15 protein-coding genes (1 of these 15 only partly in view) are annotated in these 23236 nt (G+C 46.8%); 11 read left to right on the forward strand and 4 right to left on the reverse strand.

Going from position 1 to position 23236, the window contains the following annotated elements:
• The 7 genes from QVP94_RS16680 to QVP94_RS16710 all read left to right on the forward strand — a co-directional run.
• A protein-coding gene (locus QVP94_RS16680) for a RagB/SusD family nutrient uptake outer membrane protein (protein ID WP_022193040.1) crosses the window boundary here: on the forward strand, positions 1-213 show its 3' portion. 1317 nt of this gene lie to the left of the window's left edge; only the last 213 of its 1530 coding nucleotides appear in the window; the start codon falls outside the window, past its left edge; the stop codon is at positions 211-213.
• A gap of 115 nt (positions 214-328) precedes the next feature.
• On the forward strand, positions 329-2494 hold the full coding sequence (locus QVP94_RS16685; RefSeq protein ID WP_022193041.1) for an exo beta-1,2-glucooligosaccharide sophorohydrolase: 2166 nt from the start codon (positions 329-331) through the stop codon (positions 2492-2494).
• 141 nt (positions 2495-2635) lie between these two features.
• Entirely contained in the window at positions 2636-4792 is a 2157-nt protein-coding gene (locus QVP94_RS16690; RefSeq protein WP_005860287.1) for a family 43 glycosylhydrolase, read from the forward strand.
• A 9-nt stretch (positions 4793-4801) separates the two neighbouring features.
• Complete coding sequence (locus QVP94_RS16695) at positions 4802-6196, forward strand: glucoamylase family protein (protein WP_036629106.1); 1395 nt, start codon at positions 4802-4804, stop codon at positions 6194-6196.
• A 12-nt stretch (positions 6197-6208) separates the two neighbouring features.
• Positions 6209-8464: a beta-glucosidase BglX gene (gene bglX / locus QVP94_RS16700; RefSeq protein ID WP_022193042.1), complete on the forward strand. Its 2256-nt coding sequence runs from the start codon at positions 6209-6211 to the stop codon at positions 8462-8464.
• A gap of 14 nt (positions 8465-8478) precedes the next feature.
• Complete coding sequence (gene bglX / locus QVP94_RS16705; RefSeq protein WP_005860283.1) at positions 8479-10755, forward strand: beta-glucosidase BglX; 2277 nt, start codon at positions 8479-8481, stop codon at positions 10753-10755.
• 18 nt (positions 10756-10773) lie between these two features.
• A complete protein-coding gene (locus QVP94_RS16710) occupies positions 10774-12567 on the forward strand; it encodes a family 43 glycosylhydrolase (RefSeq protein WP_008773153.1) in 1794 nt (597 codons plus the stop codon).
• Between the two features lie 75 nt (positions 12568-12642).
• On the opposite strand, the gene QVP94_RS16715 is transcribed toward QVP94_RS16710, so the two are convergent.
• Positions 12643-12918, reverse strand: coding sequence for a DUF2442 domain-containing protein (locus QVP94_RS16715; RefSeq protein ID WP_005860279.1), 276 nt, complete (start codon positions 12916-12918; stop codon positions 12643-12645).
• A 179-nt stretch (positions 12919-13097) separates the two neighbouring features.
• On the opposite strand from QVP94_RS16715, the gene QVP94_RS16720 reads away from it, so the two are divergent.
• The 3 genes from QVP94_RS16720 (at position 13098) to QVP94_RS16730 (ending at position 16245) form a co-directional block, all read left to right on the forward strand.
• Entirely contained in the window at positions 13098-13895 is a 798-nt protein-coding gene (locus QVP94_RS16720; RefSeq protein ID WP_034531746.1) for a carboxylesterase family protein, read from the forward strand.
• 293 nt (positions 13896-14188) lie between these two features.
• Positions 14189-14644, forward strand: a complete 456-nt coding sequence (locus QVP94_RS16725; protein ID WP_022193044.1) for a hypothetical protein — start codon at positions 14189-14191, stop codon at positions 14642-14644.
• A gap of 698 nt (positions 14645-15342) precedes the next feature.
• Positions 15343-16245, forward strand: coding sequence for a YitT family protein (locus QVP94_RS16730; RefSeq protein ID WP_005860273.1), 903 nt, complete (start codon positions 15343-15345; stop codon positions 16243-16245).
• Between the two features lie 39 nt (positions 16246-16284).
• Here the strand turns inward: QVP94_RS16730 and QVP94_RS16735 are convergent, their stop codons facing one another.
• From QVP94_RS16735 to QVP94_RS16745, 3 genes are all read right to left on the reverse strand, one after another.
• Positions 16285-19107 carry a M16 family metallopeptidase gene (locus QVP94_RS16735; protein WP_022193045.1) on the reverse strand — a complete coding sequence of 941 codons (2823 nt, stop codon included), beginning with the start codon at positions 19105-19107 and terminating at the stop codon, positions 16285-16287.
• Between the two features lie 132 nt (positions 19108-19239).
• Positions 19240-19464, reverse strand: coding sequence for a (4Fe-4S)-binding protein (locus tag QVP94_RS16740; RefSeq protein ID WP_022193046.1), 225 nt, complete (start codon positions 19462-19464; stop codon positions 19240-19242).
• 18 nt (positions 19465-19482) lie between these two features.
• Positions 19483-19782: a GNAT family N-acetyltransferase gene (locus tag QVP94_RS16745; RefSeq protein ID WP_005860267.1), complete on the reverse strand. Its 300-nt coding sequence runs from the start codon at positions 19780-19782 to the stop codon at positions 19483-19485.
• Between the two features lie 195 nt (positions 19783-19977).
• On the opposite strand from QVP94_RS16745, the gene QVP94_RS16750 reads away from it, so the two are divergent.
• On the forward strand, positions 19978-23235 hold the full coding sequence (locus QVP94_RS16750; RefSeq protein WP_022193047.1) for a DUF2723 domain-containing protein: 3258 nt from the start codon (positions 19978-19980) through the stop codon (positions 23233-23235).
• Position 23236 lies beyond the last annotated feature (1 nt).

Below are 23236 nucleotides of genomic sequence, written 5' to 3' on the forward strand. Positions count from 1 at the left end.
TTGTATCAAATTCTGAAAGAGCGTCAAGTTGAGTTGGCATTGGAATGGGGCGAACGTTTCTTCGATTTAGTCCGTACGGACAGAGCCACTCAAGAACTTCCGGGTTTTGTGAAAGGAGAAAGCGAATATTATCCGATACCACAGGATCAAATTGACTTGAATCCTAACTTAGAAGCTGAGCCTGTGCCTTTTGAGCCGGAAGTAACAGAGTAATATAAGATTCTCATTATTTACTAGACCTTTGTAGTTTGGCAAGGCGGTGTCAACCCGTTTGGCACCGCCTATTTTATCTCAAATCATATCGTTTATTTATATAAATATCAGCATCATGAAACACATCGCATTACTAACTACTCTCTTATTGTCCGCCAGCTTGCAAGCGGTGGAGAAACCTTACGACTATGTTTTCTTCGAGAATAGCTTGATGAAAGGGGATTACTTTTATTCTCAAGCGAAATATACCTCACCCTCTTGGATTAAAAATGCGAGACATCATCTTCCGGTTGCCGGCTCTGTCGCTTTTACGCCCGGCAATTCCTTGGAGCTTACCTATGTATCCGCTCCCGGTGGAGATTGGTATAGCGAGATACAATATTGCCCGGTCCGTGGCAATGACTTCTTTCGTGAACCCTCTACGCTCTCTATGCAAGTGCGGTTGAGAGAGAGCATGAATGCTGCCGCTCTTCCCAATATCGCTATTCGTTATGCGGACAGCACGTATACCCAATACCTAAACCTGAGAAATTATCTGAAAGATACACGTCCCGGCGTATGGCATTCCGTATCTATTCCTTTGAAGGATTTCGGATTAAACGCCGTGAACGATACGAACATCAAGAAATTAGCGGCCGTAGCCCTTCGTCCCGGTACGGCCGATGGAAACGAATATACGATTTATCTGGACGATATAGAGCTTTTGCCGGCTTCCCTCCCGTCGGTAAGTGCCTTAAACGCTCCGGTCTTGCAGGAAGCCAAGGCGTATGAGCGTCATATCGATATCAAATGGATTCCTCAATCGAAGGAGGATATAAAATACTATCGCATTTACCGTTCTTTCGACGGGGTTACTTACCAACCGGTCGCTATCCGCCGCCCTTGGATGAATCGTTATACCGATTTCTTGGGAGAGGTTGGTAAAAAGGCTTATTATAAGGTGACGGCCGTGGATTATGCGCTGAATGAATCCAATGATTCCCAGACAGTCTCGGCCACTACCTATCCAATGACGGACGAGCAATTGCTGGATATGGTACAGGAAGCGAACTTCCGTTATTATTGGGAGGGAGCGGAGCCAAACAGCGGTCTTGCCCGTGAGAATATTCCCGGACGGAATGATATGATCGCTACCGGGGCTTCCGGCTTCGGTATCATGGCGATCGTGGCGGGTATCGAACGGGGATTTATCACCCGGGAAGAGGGCGTACAGCGTTTTTTGAAAATCACTTCTTTCTTGGAGAAAGCGGATAAATTCCATGGGGCGGTCTCTCACTTTATTGATGGGACAACCGGGAAGACGGTCGCTTTCTTCGGCCCGAAAGATAATGGAGGTGATTTGGTGGAGACCTCTTTCTTATTCCAAGGGCTGTTAACGGCTCGTCAATATTTCGACCAAGAGAATGACAAGGAGAAACAAATCCGTAGGAGCATCGATTCTCTGTGGAAGAACGTGGAATGGAGCTGGTATAAGCAATTTAAGGACAGCCCATATCTATATTGGCACTGGTCTCCAGATCAGGCGTGGGTGATCAATCATAAATTGATCGGCTGGAATGAGACCATGATTACCTATATGTTGGCTATCATGGGGCCGAAATACGGAATCTCTCCGGAGATGTATTATAGCGGCTGGGCCAGCCAAGAGGAGTATGCGCAAGAATACCGTGCCGATTGGGGGCGTGTAGAAGATGGTAAGATGTATACGAATGGCAATACTTATTATGGGGAGAACTTGAAAGTAGGTGTCTCTAATGGAGGTCCTCTTTTCTTTATCCATTACTCCTATCTCGGGCTGGACCCACATAAGTTCACGGATAAGTACACGAATTATTTCGAGAACAACCAGAAAATGGCAAAGATCAATCAACGGTATTGTATCGAGAACCAAGGGGGGTATGTTGGTTATGGAGAAGATTGTTGGGGATTAACCGCCAGCGATTTCGCTTGGAACTATCAAGCTCAGGAGCCGATGCCGCACAGGGATAACGGAACGATGGCACCTACGGGCGCTCTGGCTTCTTTCCCTTATACGCCGGACGCTTCCATGAAAGCCTTGCGGAATTATTATCGTAACCACGGCAGCTTCTTATGGGGTGAGTATGGTTTCCGGGATGCTTTCAACTTGACTGTAAATTGGGTATCTCCCTTATTTATGGGATTGAATCAAGCGCCTGTAACGGTTATGATCGAGAATTACCGTACGAATCTGTTGTGGAACCTTTTCATGAGCCATCCGGATGTCCAGAAAGGTATCCAAAAGATTCAATCCATAAAATAATAATGCGACAAAAAAACAACAATAACTTATCTTGAACATAATATGCTGGCATGTAATAGAATAAATAGGGCTATCGCTTCTTGGAAAAAACATGTACGTGTTTTCTCGGAAACATGTACGTCTTTTTCGGAAAACACGTACATGTTTTTCCGGAAAGACGTAGGAGTTTCTAGCGCTTCCTTAAAAGCCTACAATAAGTGTATGCTCGTATCACTCCTTGCCTCTTTCTTTGCGGTCTCTACCGTAAACGCTCAAGTAAACGAGCGGGGAGATTCCGTGATCGTGATCAAGGGGCAGGTAAGCGATTACTATATTACCGTATCCCCAGAGCATTTTCTGGAAGGTACGATTACCGGACCGGACGGCAAGCCCTTGGAAGGCGCTACGGTGATGTTCACGGCTAGCCCGGTTCATTATACCACCGATGCGACAGGCTATTATAAGATACAAGCAAGCCGCTACGATCATGAGTTATTCGTGTATTATCCGGGGATGAAGTACGCTTATCGCACGTTTGGCGATAACGATACGAAAATAGATATCCGGATGGAAGCGGATCCTCGTGATGTACGGGTAAAAGCTCCTCAGCAAGCTACCCGCTGGTTTGACGCTACGGCCGATCATCCCTCTACCTATTGCAACCCGATGAATTTGAGCTACTGCTTCCGGGCGAATCTGCCGGATTTGGTGAAGAATGGCTCTTTCCGCTCTACGGCTGATCCGATGATGGTCATGTATAAAGGGGAATATTTCCTTTTCGCCACGAATCAAGCCGGATTCTATTATTCCAAGGACTTGAGTAATTGGGAGTTTGTATTCGCCGGTTTCCAACGTTATCCGGAAGATGACGACTTGTGCGCTCCGGCCGCTTTCGTAAGTGGAGATACCTTGTTCTATACCGGTTCTACCTATGCGGGATTGCCTATTTGGTATAGTACGAACCCGAAAAGCGGAAAGTTCAAGCGGTATGTGGAGAAAACGGCTCTTCCTAGCTGGGACCCGGCATTTTTGCTGGATGATGACGGACGTTTGTATATGTACTATGGTTCAAGTAATGAGTTCGCTTTGAAGGGAGTGGAATTGGATCGCCGTGATTTCCACCCGATCAGCAAGATCCAAGAGATCATGATGCTGCGCCCGGAAGAACACGGATGGGAACGTTTCGGGATGAACAATGACGATAGTACGACTTTAGCGCCTTTTACGGAAGGAGCTTTCGTGACCAAGCATAACGGTAAATATTATTTCCAATACGGTGCGCCGGGAACGGAGTTCAAGGTCTATGCGGATGGAGTTTATGTATCCGACAAACCGATGGGCCCGTTCACCTACCAGAAACATAACCCGATGAGCTATAAGCCGGGAGGTTTCGTACAAGGTGCCGGTCATGGTGGTACTTTCGAGGATGCGTATGGTAATTACTGGCATGTGGCTACTTGCATGCTTTCTTTGAAATATAAGTTTGAGCGTCGTATTGGTTTGTACCCTACGGCATTCGATAAGGATGGCGTGATGTATTCGAACACCGCTTTCGGGGACTATCCTTTGCTTACGCCGAAAGGGAAGGTAGATGATATCGCGAATACGTTTTCCGGCTGGATGTTGCTATCGTATGGAAAACCGGTGATGGCCTCTTCCATGGATAGTACGTTAGTACCAGAGAATGTAACGGATGAGAGCATGCGTACTTTCTGGTCCGCCCGCTCGGGAGAGCCGGGTGAATGGCTCCAGATCTCTTTAGAGGGATTGAAAGAGGTACGTGCGATCCAGTTGAACTATTACGAGCATAGAGCCGTACAGCATAATAAGGCGATGGACTTGTATCATCAATATCGTATTTATCATTCTATAGATGGACAAAATTGGGAATTGGTAGTCGATAAGAGCGATAACGACAAGGACGTTCCGCACGACTATATCGAGTTGCGTGAGCCTTTGAAAACCCGTTATTTGAAAATAGTGAACGAACATGTGCCTTCGGGCAACTTCGCTATGTCCGGATTTCGTATTTTTGGAAATGGTTTGGGAGAAGCTCCCGCCGCCGTTAAGAATTTAAAGGTGGAACGCTCAAAAGCGGATAAGCGGAATGCGATGATCACTTGGGAGCCGGTAAAAGAGGCGTACGCTTACAATATCTATTATGGTATAGCGCCGGATAAATTGTACAACAGTATCACGGTACTGGGAGATACGATGTACGATTTTAGGGGCTTGGATAAGGATACGGACTATTATTTCTCGATCGAGGCATTGGGAGAGAGCGGTCGTTCACCGATGAGTAAAGTATTGAGACGATAACTATTTTAAATGTATATATCTATGAATACCTATTTCCGTACAGGCGTTGTTACCCTGTTGCTTGGCTTTTCGTTGACCGCTTGTCATGAGGCCAAGAAAAGTGACACATCCGCAGAGTCTACGGCCAGTGAGCGTAAGTTGGATTTTCAGTCGGATGATGAATTCTTGACCTATATACAAAAGGCTCATTTTAATTATATGTGGGAAGGTGCGGAGCCTACCTCCGGACTGGCCTGTGAGCGTATCCATACGGATGGCGTGTATCCTGAGAACGACGCTGATATCGTGACCACCGGAGGTAGTGGTTTTGGCATCGCCGGGCTGTTGGTAGGTATTGAGCGTGGCTTTATCACTCGTGAGGAAGGTGTGGCCCGTTTTCATCAAATCGCTGATTACTTGGCGAAGGCCGATCGTTTCCATGGGGTCTGGCCTCACTGGATGCATGGACCTACGGGTAAGGTAAAGCCTTTCGGCCAGAAGGATAACGGAGGCGATTTGGTAGAGAGCGCTTTCTTAATGCAAGGTCTCTTATGCGTACGCCAATATTTCAAGGACGGTAATGCGAGCGAGAAAGCGTTGGCTGCGAAGATTGACCAGCTATGGCGTGAGATGGAATGGACCTGGTATTTGAACGGGCAGGATGTATTGTATTGGCATTGGAGCCCGAATTACGCATGGGAGATGAATTTTCCTTTGGAAGGTTACAATGAATGTCTGATTACTTATATTTTGGCGGCGTCTTCGCCTACGTATCCGATCCCGGCTTCCGCTTATCATAACGGATGGGCTCGTAAAGGAGGGATCAAGAGCGATGCAGTCGCTTACGATTTACCTTTGATCTTGAAACATAATTATGCCGAGGAGTACGGCGGTCCGTTGTTCTGGGCACATTATTCTTATATCGGCCTATGTCCGGTCGGCTTATCGGATCGATACGCTAACTACTGGGACTTGAACCGGAATCACGTATTGATCGATTACCGTTATTGCGCGGAGAATCCGAAGGGCTTCAAAGGATATAGCGACGCTTGCTGGGGATTGACCGCCAGCTATTCCGTGAAAGGCTATAACGCGCATATGCCCTCCAACGATCATGGGGTAATTACGCCGACAGCCGCCTTGAGCAGTTATCCGTATACACCGGAGGAATCCTCGAAGGCATTGAAGCATTTCTATTTCAATCTGGGAGATAGCATCTGGGGTAAGTATGGTTTTTACGACGCTTTCAGTGAAGGCGAGAATTGGTATCCGCGTCGTTATCTGGCGATAGACCAATGTACGATCACCCCGATGATCGAGAATTACCGTACGGGCCTTCTGTGGCGTTTGTTTATGAGCTGTCCGGAAATCCAGGACGGTTTGAAGAAATTGGGTTTCACGATCCATAATGCGAGAGAATCTTAATATTTAAATAACATGAGAAAGATTATATTATCATTCGCCGCTTGTTTGGCACTTGCGGCATACGGACAAAAGCCCGTTCAAGATACGAGAGCGATGGATACGTTTATCGATCAGTTGATGGGTAAAATGACTTTGGATGAGAAGATCGGACAGCTGAACTTGTCCGGTGGGGGTGTTCCCGGCATCTTGAGTGGTTCGGAAGGAGCGGACGAGACGATTCGTCGGGGCTGGCTGGGTGCTACGGGAGGCTCGGAGCTGGAGACGTTCCGTAAATTGCAGGAGATAGCGGTTAAGGAATCTCGCTTAGGAATTCCGCTTTTGTTCGGACTGGATGTGATTCATGGATATCATACGATCTTCCCGATCCCATTGGCTTTGTCTTGTAGCTGGGATACGACGTTGATCGAGCAAAGTGCCCGTATCGCCGCTATCGAGGCCAGCTCAAACGGTGTGACATGGACGTATTCCCCGATGGTGGATATCGCCCGTGACGCTCGTTGGGGACGTATCGCCGAGGGTAGTGGAGAGGACCCTTGGTGGGGTGGAAAGATCGCCGCCGCCATGGTGAGAGGTTATCAAGGAGATGACTTGACAAAAGAGAACACGATCTTGTCTTGCTTGAAGCACTTTGCCTTGTATGGCGCTTCCGAGGCCGGTCGTGATTATAATACGGTGGATATGAGCCGTATCAAGATGTTTAATGAGTATTTCCCGCCTTATAAAGCGGCTGTAGAGGCTGGTTGTGCCACGGTTATGTCTTCCTTTAATTTGGTGGAGGCGATTCCGGCTACGGGTAACCGTTGGTTGTTGACCGATTTGCTTCGTGATCAATGGGGATTCAATGGGTTTGTCGTTTCCGATTATAATTCGATCGGCGAGATGACCAATCATGGTCTGGGTGATACGCAGACCGTATCGGCCTTGGCTTTGCATGCCGGCTTGGATATGGATATGATGACGAACGGCTATATCACGACCTTGAAGAAGTCGCTGGAAGAGGGCCGTGTGTCTCAAGCGGATATCGATCAGGCTTGCCGCCGTGTATTGGAGGCAAAATATAAATTGGGCTTGTTCGAGGACCCTTATCGCTACTTGGACGCAGATCGTGCGAAAAAGAATACATTCACGGATGAGCATATGAATACGGCTCGCCATATCGCCGGTAAATCCATTGTCCTGTTGAAGAATGACAAGGGTTTGTTGCCTTTGCGAAAGAAAGGGACGATCGCCGTGGTAGGCCCGTTGGCGGATAAGAAGGTTGAGTTGTTCGGGACATGGTGTGGTATCGATACGGCGAAGTCGGCTTCCGTAGTGCAGGCTGTGAAGGAAATGGTTGGCAATAAGGCCCGTGTGATCTTCGCCAAGGGATGTAATTTGACGAACGAGCCGATGTTGGCGAAAGCCAGTGGCTTGAAGGTTGATCCGGTGGAGAATACCCGTTTGGTGAAGGAAGCGGTTGAGCAAGTGAAAGATGCGGATCGTATCATCGCCGTAATGGGTGAGCCGAATAACTGGTCCGGAGAGGCTTGCAGCCGTGCGGATATTAGTTTGCCGGAGAGCCAGAAAGAGCTGTTGAGAGCTTTGTTGGAGACCGGTAAACCGGTGGTGTTGGTCTTGGCGAACGGCCGTCCGTTGACCTTGGAGTGGGAGGATAGCCAATTCTCCGCGATCGTTGAGGCTTGGCATGGAGGTTCCGCCGCGGCTCGCGGATTGGTGGACGTATTGTTCGGCGACGTGAATCCTTCCGGTAAATTGACGACTACATTCCCTCGTAGCGTAGGCCAGATTCCTTTGTATTACAATGCTAAGAAAACAGGCCGCCCAATGAATCCGGATGATCATTTCACTTCTAAATATCTGGATATCACGAACGATCCTTTGTATCCGTTTGGCTATGGCTTGAGTTATACGACTTTCTCTTACGGTGATCTTCAGCTGGATAAGACGAGTGTGCAAGGAGAGAACGGTGTATTGACCGCCAGCGTACAGGTGACGAATACGGGCAAGCTAGAGGGCGAGGAAGTCGTACAGTTATATATCGGCGATCCGGCTGCCAGCATCTCCCGTCCGATGAAAGAGTTGAAGAACTTCCAGAAGATCTCCTTGAAACCGGGTGAGAGCCGAAAAGTCTCTTTTACGATTACGCCGGAAGACTTGAAATTTTATAACAGCGCGTTGGAATACATCTGGGAACCGGGCTTATTCAATATCTACGTAGGTACGAACTCCCGGGACGTGAAATCGGCGCAGGTGACTTGGAACAAATAATACAGATACGAATAATGAAAAGGTTAACGACTTTTATCGCTGGTGCGGCCGTTGCCGCTACCTTAGGTGGATGCCAGCAACCCGCTGTAAGTGGCTGGAAAAGCTTCAGCGGCGACAAAAATATTGAACGCCGTGTAGATTCTGTGCTCTCTTTAATGACCTTGGAGGAAAAGGTGGGGCAGATGGCCCAATACTCCTGTAACTGGGATGTGACCGGCCCGGTTATGACGGGGGATTATGAGACTTTGCTGAAACAAGGTCTTGTAGGAAGCTTGTTTAATGTATATACGGTAGATGGCGTACGTAAAATGCAAGAGATGGCTCTGTCCGAGAGCCGTTTGAAGATACCCGTATTGTTTGGTTATGATGTCGTGCACGGCTATCGTACGATTTTCCCGATGCCGTTGGCGGAATCCTGCTCTTGGGATTTGGAGCGGATGCGTAAAAGCGCGGCGATCGCGGCGGATGAGGCGAGCGCTTCCGGTATCGCTTGGACGTTCGCCCCGATGGTGGATATCTCCCGGGATGCCCGTTGGGGACGTGTAATGGAAGGCGCCGGTGAGGATCCGTATTTGGGAAGCTTGATCGCGAAGGCCCGTGTCGAGGGTTTCCAAGGAGGAAACGATTGGCGTTCGTTGGCCGACGTGAATACGGTCTTGGCTTGTTGCAAGCACTTTGCCGCTTATGGGGCCGCTGAGGCCGGACGTGATTATAATACGTCCGAGTTGTCGCAAAATACATTGATGAATTATTATATGCCGCCTTATTTAGCGGCTAAGGAAGCGGGAGTCGCTACGTTCATGGCCTCCTTCAATGAGATCAACGGAGTGCCCAGCACGGGTAATAAATGGTTGATGACCGATTTGTTACGTAAGGACTGGGGCTTCAATGGTTTCGTGGTTACCGATTATACCGGTATCAATGAGATGGTAGCCCATAGTATCGTGCGAAATGACAAGGAGGCTGGGGAACTGGCTGCGAACGCCGGTATCGATATGGATATGACGGGTGGCATCTACAACCAATATCTTGTACAATCCGTGAAAGAGGGTAAAGTCTCGGAAGAGAATATCAACCGTGCCGTGGCGAGCATCTTGGAGATGAAGTTCCTCTTGGGCTTGTTCGATGATCCATATCGTTACTTGGACAATGAGCGTGAGAAGAATACGATCATGAAGCCGGAGTTCTTGCAAGAGGCTCGTGAGACTTCCGCTCGCTCGATCGTCCTTTTGAAGAATGATAATAACTTCTTCCCGATCTCGAAGGATAAGCATATTACGGTAGCCTTGATCGGCCCGATGGTAAAAGATAAGATCAACCAGAATGGCGAGTGGGCCGGCCGGGGTGAGCGTGAGGAGAGTATCTCTTTGTTCGAGGGTCTGACCGAGAAATATGCCGGTACGAACGTGAAGTTCATTTATGCCGAGGGATGTGATCTCTTGACTGATGATTCATCTAAATTCGCTGAGGCGATCGCTACGGCTCGCCGTGCGGATATCGTATTGGCGGCTATGGGCGAGGATTTCAACTGGAGTGGTGAGGCCGCTTGCCGTACGGACTTGAAATTGCCGGGCGCTCAACAAGCCTTGTTGAAAGAATTGAAAAAGACGGGTAAACCTCTAGGTTTGATCTTGGTGAACGGACGTCCTTTGGATCTTTCTTGGGAGGATCAGCATGTCGACGGTATCTTGGAGGCTTGGTATCTGGGTACGATGGCAGGTCATGGTATGGCCGATGTGATCAGTGGCGATTATAATCCGTCCGCTCGCCTGACGATGTCTTTCCCTCGTACGGTAGGTCAATTGCCTCTGTATTACAACCAGAAACCGACAGGCCGCCCGGTTCCTCCGGAAGCTCCGGATACGGATTATAAATCCAGATATATGGATGTGCCTAACACACCGTTGTACCCGTTCGGTTATGGCTTGAGCTATACGACTTTCGCCGTGAACTCTATGAAGCTGGATCAGAACTCTTTCACGAAAGGGGGCAAGATCACGGTAACGGCTGAGGTAGAGAATACGGGTAAGGTGGATGGCGAGACGGTCGTCCAGATGTATATCCGCGACTTGGCGGGTAGCGTGACCCGTCCGGTTAAAGAGCTAAAAGGTTTCGAGAAGGTGGCTTTGAAAGCGGGCGAGAAGAAGCAAGTCTCTTTCACGATTGACGAAGCTTTGCTGGCTTTCTATGGTATCGATATGCAGAAGAAAGCCGAGCCGGGTGATTTCACGGTTTGGGTAGGCTTGAATTCTGCCGACGAGACGAATCAGTCTTCTTTCTCTCTGCGGTAAAAATTAATACATATCAACATGAAACTATTATCAAAATATATCTTTTCCGCTCTATTCTTGGCTGCTTCCGGAGGTTCCGCCACCGCTCAATCCATGCGGGCGAATACGTATTGTAATCCGCTTAATGTGGATTATACGTATATGATTTATAACTCATCGAACAACCTGTCTTACCGTTCGGGTGCGGACCCCGCTGTCGTAGAATTCCGGGGCGAGTATTATATGTTCGTAACCCGTTCGCATGGCTACTGGCATTCGAAAGATTTGTTGAACTGGGATTTTATCACTCCCGGTAAAAACTGGTATCCTCAGGGTTCCAACGCTCCCGCCGCTCATAATTATAAGGATTCCGTGCTTTATGTGATGGGTGATCCGTCCGGCTCCATGAGCGTTCTTTATACCGATGATCCGAAATCGGGTAATTGGAACGCTACTCCTGCTATACTCCACGACCTACAAGACCCGGATTTATTCATCGATGATGACGGGCAAGCTTATTTATTCTGGGGCTCTTCCAATGTTTATCCGCTTCGGGGCAAGAAACTGAATAAGGATGACCGTTTCTTGATCGAGGGTGAGACGGTCGAGCTTTTCGGCTTGGATATGCCGAAGCATGGCTGGGAACGTTTTGGCGAGAACCATACCGATACGGTATTGGGGGGCTATATGGAAGGTGCTTGGCTGACCAAGCACGACGGTAAATATTATATGCAGTATGCCGCCCCCGGTACGGAATTCAACGTATATGCCGATGGTGTTTATGTGGCGGACTCCCCATTAGGTCCGTATAAATACCAATCGCATAACCCGGTAAGCTATAAGCCCGGTGGTTTCATGAATGGTGCCGGACACGGAAGTACCTTGGTGGGGCCGGGAGGTAATTATTGGCATTTCGCCTCTATGTCTCTCTCGGCTACGGTGAATTGGGAGCGTCGCCTCTGCATGTATCCTACTTTCTTCGATAAGGAGGGCATTATGTATTGTGATAATAACTTCGGTGATTATCCGCATTACGCTCCCGCCGAGCCGGGAAAGAAAGGAGAGTTTACGGGGTGGATGTTGCTTTCTTATAAAAAGCCGGTGAAAGCTTCCTCGTATGCGGAGGGTTCCGCTCCCGCCGCGCAAGGATTCACGGAATCGAACCGTCCCAAGACTTCCGCCAATTTCCTTCCGGCCAACTTGACGGATGAGGAATGTAAGACATTCTGGATGGCTCGCACGAATGGAGATACTGAATGGGTAGAGATCGATCTGGAGGCTCCCGCTACGGTGTATGCCGTGCAAGTGAATTATCACGATCATCAATCGAATATGTATGGACGTATTCCCGGTTTACGCCACCGTTATGCGGTGGAAGGCTCTTTGGACGGGCAGGATTGGGTAACGTTGGTGGATCGCCGGAATAATTATAAGGATGTCCCGAACGATTACGTACAAGTGGATAATCCGGCTCGTGTCCGTTATGTCCGTTATAAGAACATAGAGGTCCCTACGCCTCATCTGGCGATCTCGGACTTGCGTGTGTTCGGTATCGGTGAGGGCAAGAAACCTGCGACGGTGAAGAACTTCAAGGTCGTTCGCCAAGCGGATCGCCGTGACGCTATGATCACTTGGGACGCTGTCAAAAACAGCCAAGGCTACAACATCCGTTGGGGCATCGCTCCCGATAAACTATACAATTCATGGCTCCTATACGGAAAGAATGAATTACTTTTAAAGAGTCTGTCCACCGACCAGCCTTATTATTTCACCATCGAGGCTTTCAACGAGAACGGTGTATCAGAAGCGACAAAAATACAGGAAGCCCAATAATCTTCCGGTATCATTTTCAAATGTATTTTGTAGAGATAGGACAATCTGTCTCTACAAAATACATACAATATTCGATTATTTACTTACTAACGGGTATTTATCTGGATTTGCTATGATAGACAAGCTCAAATCTACATCTAAAGCATCCCAACGAATCCGCTCACGTCCTAATAGTTGGACATTAAACACGTCATCTACGGCAGCACGTTTGAACCATGGGAATTTGTCGTAAGGTAAATAATATTCCCGATCCTTTACCCACAATATTAAGCCATTGCGGGAAATATGTGTTACCTCAGCTCTATTATTTGCCGAAGTGGTTGTTCCATTTGTCTTTGATAACTCGCTCATGTTCAATTATTGTTTGAATTAATCAAATCCATTTATTAGTATAGTCCTTGGACTCATATCCTATATCCTTTTATTGCAAAAGTAATTTTAATCTTGATATTATACAACGCCTTAACAGACTATTTAATTATATTTGCGGAAGTTATCGATCTAAGTAGATAGTATTTACATTTGAATATATGATTATGAAAACACTTAGAAGTATTTTTTTTCTGTCTCTTTGCCTTCTTCTCTCCGTTGCCGGATATGCTGGTGATAAGGCTAGTTTTTTGAAAAAGCAGTTTACGGCTCGTGATGGTTATCAATTGAATTATCGGGTTCTGTATCCCCGAGATTATAATCCGGCGCAGAAATACCCGGTAATCCTGTTCCTGCACGGAGCGGGCGAACGAGGGTCGGATAATGAGGCCCAATTAGTACATGGTGGCGATATGTTCGCTTCTTTCGAGAATCAAACCAAATATCCGGCTATCATCATAGCGCCTCAATGCCCGGCAGAGAAGACTTGGTCTGAATATAAGGGATTGAACGCCGGAAAAGAAGGGAAGCGTTTCTATCCGTTGAATGCCCCGGCCACGCAATCAATGGCCGCAGTCAAGGAATTATTGGATAGTTATATAGCGGAAGGTAAGGTCGATACGAAACGCATTTACGTAACCGGCCTATCGATGGGAGGTATGGGCACGTTCGATATCGTGATGCGTTACCCGAACCTGTTTGCCGCTGCCACCCCGATCTGTGGTGGAGCGAATTTGCAACGTTTGGCAAACTTTAAGGGCAAGACGGCTTTCAGTATTTATCATGGCGGCTCCGACAGCGTAGTCGATGTACAATTCTCCCGTGACGCTAATGAAGCATTGAAGAAAGCAGGAGCTGATGTCCGTTATAAGGAATTTCCCGGTGTAGACCATAACAGTTGGGATAACGCTTTCGCCGAACCGGATTATCTGGCTTGGATGTTCCAGCATAGCTTGTAAAAACAGAGGTATCATCTCCGGATTTTTTACTTACTAGACATTATTTATCCTTTATAGGTTGTATATCCGGAAAAAGAAGTATATTTGCTGTGATCAACATTTTAAAACCAGAAAGCAGAGTAGAATACCTGCTTCTATTCGGTTGCAGGCATTTTTTTGCCTGTAACCGATCTGATATGACGGTTCCGTACCCCCGTGGAGTGCATTAATGTGCCTCCAGCTTTCTGGTAAAGTGTTGATCAACGGGTCAGGCGGGACCGTTCTTTTTTCCGCCTGCTTACAACTAATATATTATGGAAGAGGAAAAGATCTATTCCGTAACTGAACCTGTCGGTTCAGAGCAAGACGCTCCGGTTTCGAACATGGAAATGTTGAGTGATGTATTTTTTAAGGAAGAGGCACGACGCTTGAAAGAAGCTTTCTGTTTTGAGAGAGATGCGGATGATTTCGATTATCTGAACCATCAGTTGCAAAGCGTGAAAAATCTATTGGTAGGCCTAAAACTGCCGTGGATACAAATAGCACCAATTTTGTACAGATGTATGGCCGTTTATCTGCAGCGTCCCGATCAACATGTAAGTAATATGAAAGTTCGCTACCTGTCAACGCAATTGATGGATGGGGTTTTGCTTTTATCCCAGAACGGACGGCTCATCAATGACTTGCTCATGTTTTTCGACCGCCAGCTTAAGGATATTCAACGCTTGCGGGAAGAGAAGTGTGAGGAAATGGAGAATGTGAGATTGTAAGTCTATATTTGCAGCTCATACATACTTGGTTGTAGAGACGGGGCACGCCCCGTCTCTACAATTGGATGAAAGGGCTTATGCGTGTTCCGGTTAGAATATCAATGTGACAATTTGTAAACTGAAGTCCTTGAGAATCGATTATTTCGGGCCAAAGTACGTCTCGCTCCTAAAAACGAAAGAAAAAAACAGCAATCGTCTATCCGCTAGTGACTTGTTGAAAAACGGCCTTTTATTCTAGCGAAATTAATTCATCCTATCTCATATCTTATGTGCCTTATGGTCCAGTCGTTAGGGGGCAACAATGCCCATTATAAGGTAGTCATATCGCCCATTATGACCATATGTGTAGCCTATCGTGACTATATGTGTGGGTTTACGCCTGTACAGGCGTGGGTGAACGGGACTATATGTGTAATCTAACGAGGGTATTCTTATCGAAAAACGGGTCTTTTTGTGTGGAAAAGGCGTATAAATGCCTGCTTTCTCCTTCATGTTCTCGTTTATAGAGCTTTTCTAAATAAAGGTGATGTTATATAAAAGGGGTTATTACTAATAAATAGTTAACATTCCTTGGCTTTTGCTTACGTCTCTGTAAATAGGGGAAAGTGAACCATTATATTTCCGGCTAAATATAAGGTGAAGCATTTCCTATCAATAACTTTCATTACCTTTGCGCCCGCTAAAAATAAACAAATGAGATGAAATCTACTTTATCAATTTCTTCCTTATCCAGACAAGTCCTGCTTCGGGAGACACGGGACTATTTAATGATCGCTCTTGGGATGATCCTTTACGGTATCGGATGGACCGTTTTCCTTTTGCCGAATGACATTACGACAGGTGGAGTGCCGGGTATCGCTTCCATTGTTTTCTGGGCTACGGGATTTCCCGTTCAGTACACTTACTTCCTCATTAATGCCGTCTTGCTGATGCTTGCCTTGAAAATATTAGGTTTTAAGTTCAGTATCAAGACGATCTTTGCCGTGTTTACGCTTACTTTTTTCTTGTCCCTTATCCAGGAGCTGACAGCAGGGATGCATTTATTACAAGATCAACCGTTTATGGCATGTGTGCTGGGAGCCTCCTTCTGCGGAAGTGGTATCGGTATCGCTTTCTCCTCGAACGGTAGTACGGGTGGAACGGATATTATTGCCGCTATCATCAATAAATACCGGGATATAACGCTGGGGCGGGTCATGATGATCTGCGATATGATTATTATCACCTCCAGTTATTTCGTGCTAAAGGATTGGGAGAAAGTGGTATATGGTTTTGTAACGTTATATGTTTGTAGTTTCGTGCTGGATCAGATCGTGAACAGTGCCCGCCAGTCCGTGCAATTCTTTATCATCTCGAAGAAGTATCAAGAGATTGGTAAGGAGATTAATGCGTTGCACCGAGGGGTTACGGTGATCGATGCTACCGGGTTATATACGGGGCAAGAACAGAAGATGATGTTCGTGCTCGCTAAAAAACGGCAATCCACTACGATTTTCCGTATCATTAATGATATTGATCCGACCGCCTTTGTATCCCAAAGCGCCGTAATCGGGGTTTATGGGGAAGGATTCGATCATTTTAAACTAAAGAAATCAAAGTAGAGACGGGGCGTGCCCCGTCTCATCCCCTCAAAATAGTAACTAGGGTTGCATGATAACTTCTACCCGGTTACCCTGTCCCAAAAGCTTTTGGGCGAATGCCTTTATCTTCTCGGGAGTCAGCGCCTTAACAATCAACTCATAATCCGTATCGGTATCAAATCCTTTATAATAATAATCATCCAATACGTTCAACCAATAGCTGTTCTCCTGCAAGACTTCCGCATGACGTTTCAGCAGGTTATCCTGTGTTTTCTTGAAATCTTCTTGACGAGGGCCTACTTCGGAAAGCCGTTTCAACTCATTGCGGACAATCGTGTTCATCTGCTCCCACTTGGCCGGGTCCGTATCGAAGAATATCTGTAATGTCGTTCTTCCTTCCGGGAAAGGTGAGATTCTAGCGGATACACCGACACCATACGTTCCTCCTTCTTTCTCGCGTACCTTCTCGTAATATACCAAGTCCATAACTTGTTTCAATGCGGTAGCGGTGATGATATTCTCCAGATTGTACTCCATCTGCCCGGTATAGAGGTTGGCTACCGTTACTTTCGGGATTTCCATGGAGCGGTTGAATCGATTCATATAGTCTCCCTTACGCGTCGATGGAACCTCCGCCGGATTTCCCTTCTCAATTTTTCCTTGAGATGGCAATGTCGCTAAATACTGCTCTATATACGGACGGATACTATCGATCTGGATATTACCTACAAACGTGAATACGAAACCGGAAGCATCCGAGAAGCGTTCCTTGCGCATCTCCATGATACGAGGATAACTGATATGTTCGAAATCTTGTGGACGAAGACGTGACGCACGAGGATTATCTCCGTAAACCGCTTTAGACAAAGAGTCGCTGAAAGCGACCATCGGATTTAGCTCCATATTCTGCAATTGCGCTTTTGTCCGTGTCTCGAAAGATGCGTAGGCCTCCTCGTCCATGCGGGGAGCCGTGAAGCTAAGGTAAATTAACTCGAATAAGGTTCGCAAATCAGAAGGAGCGGCCATTCCGTTCACGTTCTCACTATCTTGACTGAGCGATAGGGCGCAAGATACCTTCTTTCCGGCCAGACGCTTACTTAGATCCGTGGCGGAGAAATTGCCCAATCCACCTATCTCGATCACGTCATTGAAAACTTTTAAGTTATCAATATCCTTCGTGCCGAATAAAGTGCTTCCTCCCGGGCTGGTAGCGGTCATGATGATCTCGTCCTTCTTGAATTCGGTAGGCTTCAATACCACCTTGATACCATTGCTTAAGGTAAATACTGTCGCTCCGAAGCGCTGGCCGGTCTTTGTCTCCGTGATCCGGCACGGGGTCGGCAAGGTCGGGACTAAAGGCTCGTTGGAGACTGTTTCCTTATAAGGCTCTACCGGCATCTGTCGTGCTTTGAGGAACGTACGGAGCAGGTTCTCCTCGGTCGGATATTTTATACCTTCTTTATCCGGTCCGGTTAACCCGATCACGATATTATCCTCTCCGATCATATCTTGGATATATTGGTTGACTTGCTCTACCGGGATATTCTGGGCGATCTGGTTCAATAGCGTGTATTCCATCTCAATGCCCGGGATATAACCGCCGTTGGTGAAATGGTTCACGTATTCACGGACATAAGCGTCGTTCTTTTGGTTATTCCGCTCGTTGTAAGCGGACTCGTATTGTTTCAACACGTTGATGCGTGCCCGTTCATACTCGGATGGCGTAAAGCCATATTGTTTTACCCGTTGAGTCTCTTTGACAAGCGTGGTCAGTGTGGAATCGATCTCGCCTTCCTTGGCAAGAGCGGCTACGGTCCATGCTCCCTTGCTCTTCGCGATCATGAAATTATCATCGTCGTAGGCTTCCGCATAGATAAACGGAGGATTCGCTTGATGCAAGATGTCATCGAAACGCTCGTCCATGATCGACGCGCATATTTGCTGGATATAGTCCTTTACCAATCCGGCAATCGTACGATTCAAGTCGTTGGGCAATTTATCGTGTTTATAGAAGATATAAAGGATCGTATTGGATGCCTCCTTGTCTTTGGCGATCGAGATCAGAGGTAGATCATTGTCGGGAACCGATACTTGTTCCCGTTTTGCCGGGTTGACCGGGGCAGGGACATCGGCGAACATCTTTTTGATCGTTGCCTCCACTTGATCTACATTTACGTCTCCCACGATGATAATCGCTTGCAAGTCCGGACGATACCATTTTTTGTAGTAAGCCCTCAACTCGTCCGGCTTGAAGTTCTCGATCACGTCGATCGAACCGATCGGCATCCGGTTCGCGTAACGGCTTCCCGGGTACATCTTGGGTAGTTGCTGCTCCCATAGACGAGTCTGGGCATCCTGTCGGGTACGCCATTCCTCACGGATGACCCCACGTTCTTTCTGGATAGCCGAGTCGGTCAAGGCTAGGAACCCGGACCAATCGTGAAGGATCAATAAGCAAGAATCAACCACGCCGCTTTTGTTGACAGGGGCGTTGGTAATCATGTAGACGGTCTCATCAAAGGAGGTATAGGCGTTGAAGTTTTCCCCGCTGCGCATACCTACACTCTCGATATATTCGTCCATCCCGTTATTCGGGAAGTTCCTACTGCCGTCGAAAGCCATATGTTCCAAGAAGTGAGCCAAACCTCGTTGATTGTCTTCCTCTAAGATGGAGCCTACGTTTTGGGCGATGTAAAAGTCTGCCCGGTCTTTGGGCTGATCGTTGTGACGGATGTAGTAGGTCAATCCGTTACTCAATTTCCCGTATCGAACCTTTGGGTCGATCGGAAGCGGTTCGGGTTCCTGTATCTCTTGTGCCATCACTTGTGTGAAAGCGACGAAACAAAGCAGGATTGCCGTTAAGATAGAATGTCTTTTTATCATATTTGTTTCATTGATAGTGAATCTAGATCACAAAACTAGCAAAAAATCATAGAAAGAGGTCCTTATGGCGAAAAAAGGAGTATCCGATACGGAATACTCCTTTCTATCAAGATGAAACAGGCGGGGGGGGTCTCATTTCACCTCTTTATTCATTCGGTATGTCAACGCGCCAGACGGACATTGCTTGATTTGGGCAATTAATTCTGCGGTTGTCGCGTTCTCTATCTGTATCCAGGGCCTCTCCTTCGGCTTATAGACACAGGGAAGAGTCTTTACACAGATACCGGCATGTTGACATAACTCCGGTTGCCAGATAATGGTGAGTTCACCATTCGTATATTCGATCTTCTTGCCCATATAATTTTGTTATAAATATTAAACATGTATACCACTCATTACGATGCGTTTCCAATCCGGATGCTTCTGGATATATCCAGCTACGAACGGACATAACGGAACGAGACGTAAGTCTTTCTTCTCGATATCCAAGAGCACTTTCTCCACCAATTGGCTACCAATTCCTTTACCTCCAAGCTCCATGGGAACCTCAGTGTGGGTGAGATAAATTACCCCATCCTTATTTTTTATATACTCTATTCTGGGAACGTATCGCTCTATATGAAATTCATATTGGTGGCGTTCTTCATTATCAATTAGTTCATAATTTTCTTTCATCTCCCTATAATTTTAATACTCAACTATTCTATTAACACTTGAGTGATAAGGTTTGTTTAATATAATTCTAATCTATTCTATATAATTTATAGGGGAATGGAACGTTAGGTATTAAACGTAAATGATTACCTTTGCGGCCGACTGCCCGTGTGGGTATGCAAGTAGAAACAATTAATTATCACACTTATACAAAGTATGGGAAAGTACAAACTAATCAACAACGTGTTGGGGTGGGTCGTTTTTTTGATCGCTTCTACCGTTTATCTGATGACAATGGAACCCACCGCCAGTTTCTGGGATTGTGGTGAGTTTATCTCTTCGGCATACAAATTGGAAGTAGGCCATCCGCCCGGAGCTCCTTTCTTCATGTTAACAGCCAATTTATTTACGCAGTTCGCCTCGGACCCTTCCAAGGTGGCGGTAATGGTCAATACGATGTCCGCCCTTTTTAGCGGCCTGACGATCTTATTCCTTTTCTGGAGTATTACCCATTTAGCTCGTAAGATTATCGTGGAAGACGATAAGATGATGTGTCTGGGACAGATGATTACGATCATGGGTTGCGGTTTGGTAGGTTCTTTGGCTTATACGTTTAGCGATACATTCTGGTTTAGCGCCGTGGAGGGCGAGGTATATGCTTATTCTTCCTTGTTTACCGCCTTGGTATTCTGGTTGATCCTGAAATGGGAAGAAGCCGCCGATCGTCCGCATGCCGATCGTTGGATCGTGCTGATCGCTTATTTGATGGGTCTGAGTATCGGTGTCCATTTGCTGAATTTATTGTGTATCCCGGCTATCGTGCTGGTATATTATTATAAGAAATTCCCGAATCCTACGATGAAGGGTACGCTGATCGCTTTATTGGTGTCGTTCGCTATCGTGGGCTTGATGATGTATGGTGTCGTACAAGGCTTGGTTGAGGTTTGCGGTTATTTCGAGCTGTTGTTTGTCAATACGTTCGGTATGCCGTATAACTCGGGTGTATATGCGTTCGTAATTATATTGGCGGCTTCCTTGATCTGGGCGATCTGGGAGACGATGCAAGACGAGATCCATCCGGTGCGGATGAAGATATCCTTTATTCTCTCGATCGTATTGTTGGGTATTCCGTTTATCGGTAGTGGTTACGTGATCGCCGTGATCCTCACGGCGGCCTTGACGGCTTATTTGTTCATGAGCAAGAAGGTAAATATCAAGATGCTGAATACGATCTTGGTCTGCTTGATGGTAATCGTAGTGGGTTATTCATCCTATGCCTTGACATTGATCCGTGCGACAGCCGATACGCCTATGAACCAAAACGCTCCGCAAGATATCTTTACCTTGCGTACTTATTTGGCTCGCGAGCAATACGGTAAGACTCCGTTGATCTACGGTCAGACCTATGTCTCTGAGGTGAAGCGTGAGAACCAAGGCGGTACTTGCGTACCTGTATCGAAAGAGGGTGAGCCGACTTGGAGCCGTGTCATTAAGAAAGATAAAAACGAGAAGGATCATTATTATATCTCTCGTTACGATACGGAATACGAATACGTGGATGAGTTGAGTATGCTTTTCCCCCGTATGTATAGTAGCGACGGACGTCATGTGGCTGCTTATAAGGAGTGGGCACAAGTGAAAGGTACACCGGTGAAGTTCAACCGTTGCGGTGAGATGGTGACGGTGATGAAACCTACATTTGCCGAGAATTTGCGTTATTTCTTCGCTTATCAGCTGAATTTCATGTACTGGCGTTATTTCATGTGGAACTTCTCCGGACGGCAGAACGATATACAAGGTAACGGTGAGGTCTCGAATGGTAACTGGATAACCGGTATTCCGTTTATTGATGAGGCTTTAGTGGGCCCGCAAGAGGATATGCCGTTCGATATTATCAACAATAAGGGGCATAACGTATATTATATGTTACCGCTTCTGTTGGGTATCTTGGGGCTTCTATTCCAAGCTTATGCCGGAAAGAAGGGCATTCAGGGATTCTGGATCACGTTCTTCTTGTTTTTTATGACGGGTATCGCGATCGTGCTTTACTTGAACCAGACGCCGTATCAACCTCGTGAGCGAGACTATGCGTATGCCGGATCATTCTATGCGTTCTGTATATGGATCGGTTTCGGTGTGGCGGCCTTGGCGAAAGGATTGCAGAAGTATGGCAAGTTATCTCCGGTGATAGCGGGTTCTGTCGCTACGGTACTCTGCTTGTTGGTTCCTATCCAGATGGGTGCGCAGAACTGGGACGACCATGATCGCTCGAACCGTTATGTTTGCCGTGATTTCGGTGCGAACTATTTGGAATCTTGCGAGCCGAACGCTGTCATATTTACGAATGGTGATAATGACACGTTCCCGTTGTGGTACGCACAGGAGGTGGAAGGTATCCGTACGGATGTACGTGTATGTAATACGAGCTATTTGCAAACCGACTGGTATATCAACCAAATGAAGAAGCAAGCATACGAATCCGATCCGCTTCCAATCTCTTGGCAACCGGAGGATTATGTGCAAGGTACTCGTGATGCCGCTTATGTATTCCCGATGACGGATAAATCGATTGATCTGAAGACCGCTCTTGATTTCGTTCGTAGTAACGATCCGAAGTTTAAGAAGATCCCGGGTATCAATCAAGAATTAGATTATATTCCTGCGCAGACATTGACGATGGGGGTAGATTCCGCCGCGGTTATGGCTGCCGGCGTGATCGATACCGCTAACTTGCCATATTTGCAAAAAGAGATGAAGATCGACTTGAAAGGAAAGGATGTCTTGGGTAAACAAGAGTTGATTATCTTGGATATGTTGCAGACGAATGATTGGAACCGTCCGATCTATTATGCGATTACCGTAAGTCCGGATCAGTTCGTGAAATTGGATCCGTACTTCCAGCAGACCGGTATGGCTTATCAGATCGTTCCGATGGAGACGCAGGGAACTGTTCGTTCGATCAATACGGAGAAGATGTATGACAACGTGATGAATAAGTTCAAATGGGGTGGTGTCAATACGCCGGGTGTGTACTTGGATGAGAATGTAATGCGGATGTGCAAGAGCTATCGTATCGCATTGTTCAGCAAGCTGGCTGCCGCTTTGGTTGCGGAAGGTAAGAAAGAGAAGGCACTGAACGTATTGGATAAGGCGATGGAAGTATTGCCTCCCGAGAATGTTCCGTTGGATTATAGCGCTCTTTCTTTAGGTGAGCTGTATTACGAGTTGGGCCAGAAGGAGAAGGCGGAGATGGTTTATAAAGGTATAGCGGACAATGCGTTGCGCAGTATAAACTGGTATTTCCGTTTGCGTCCGGGGCAATTATCATCTGTCGAGAGTGATTTAGGTCATAACTTGGCGGTTCTCCAAGAGGTATTGCGTGTGAGCAAACAATACAATCCGGAGTTCGCTAAGCCTTATCAAGAGGAATTTGATAATTACCGTATGGCGTACGGATCAGTGGCAAAAGACTAAC

Origin of the sequence: Parabacteroides sp. CAG:2, from assembly GCF_000436315.1 — a bacterium.
GTDB classification, from domain to species: domain Bacteria; phylum Bacteroidota; class Bacteroidia; order Bacteroidales; family Tannerellaceae; genus Parabacteroides; species Parabacteroides distasonis.

Coding starts and splice junctions, on each gene's coding strand:
- QVP94_RS16685 (WP_022193041.1), top strand. CDS start 329: ATGAAACACATCGCATTACTAACTACTCTCTTATTGTCCGCCAGCTTG.
- QVP94_RS16690 (WP_005860287.1), top strand. CDS start 2,636: ATGTTTTTCCGGAAAGACGTAGGAGTTTCTAGCGCTTCCTTAAAAGCC.
- QVP94_RS16695 (WP_036629106.1), top strand. CDS start 4,802: ATGTATATATCTATGAATACCTATTTCCGTACAGGCGTTGTTACCCTG.
- bglX (WP_022193042.1), top strand. CDS start 6,209: ATGAGAAAGATTATATTATCATTCGCCGCTTGTTTGGCACTTGCGGCA.
- bglX (WP_005860283.1), top strand. CDS start 8,479: ATGAAAAGGTTAACGACTTTTATCGCTGGTGCGGCCGTTGCCGCTACC.
- QVP94_RS16710 (WP_008773153.1), top strand. CDS start 10,774: ATGAAACTATTATCAAAATATATCTTTTCCGCTCTATTCTTGGCTGCT.
- QVP94_RS16715 (WP_005860279.1), bottom strand. CDS start 12,918: ATGAGCGAGTTATCAAAGACAAATGGAACAACCACTTCGGCAAATAAT.
- QVP94_RS16720 (WP_034531746.1), top strand. CDS start 13,098: ATGATTATGAAAACACTTAGAAGTATTTTTTTTCTGTCTCTTTGCCTT.
- QVP94_RS16725 (WP_022193044.1), top strand. CDS start 14,189: ATGGAAGAGGAAAAGATCTATTCCGTAACTGAACCTGTCGGTTCAGAG.
- QVP94_RS16730 (WP_005860273.1), top strand. CDS start 15,343: ATGAAATCTACTTTATCAATTTCTTCCTTATCCAGACAAGTCCTGCTT.
- QVP94_RS16735 (WP_022193045.1), bottom strand. CDS start 19,107: ATGATAAAAAGACATTCTATCTTAACGGCAATCCTGCTTTGTTTCGTC.
- QVP94_RS16740 (WP_022193046.1), bottom strand. CDS start 19,464: ATGGGCAAGAAGATCGAATATACGAATGGTGAACTCACCATTATCTGG.
- QVP94_RS16745 (WP_005860267.1), bottom strand. CDS start 19,782: ATGAAAGAAAATTATGAACTAATTGATAATGAAGAACGCCACCAATAT.
- QVP94_RS16750 (WP_022193047.1), top strand. CDS start 19,978: ATGGGAAAGTACAAACTAATCAACAACGTGTTGGGGTGGGTCGTTTTT.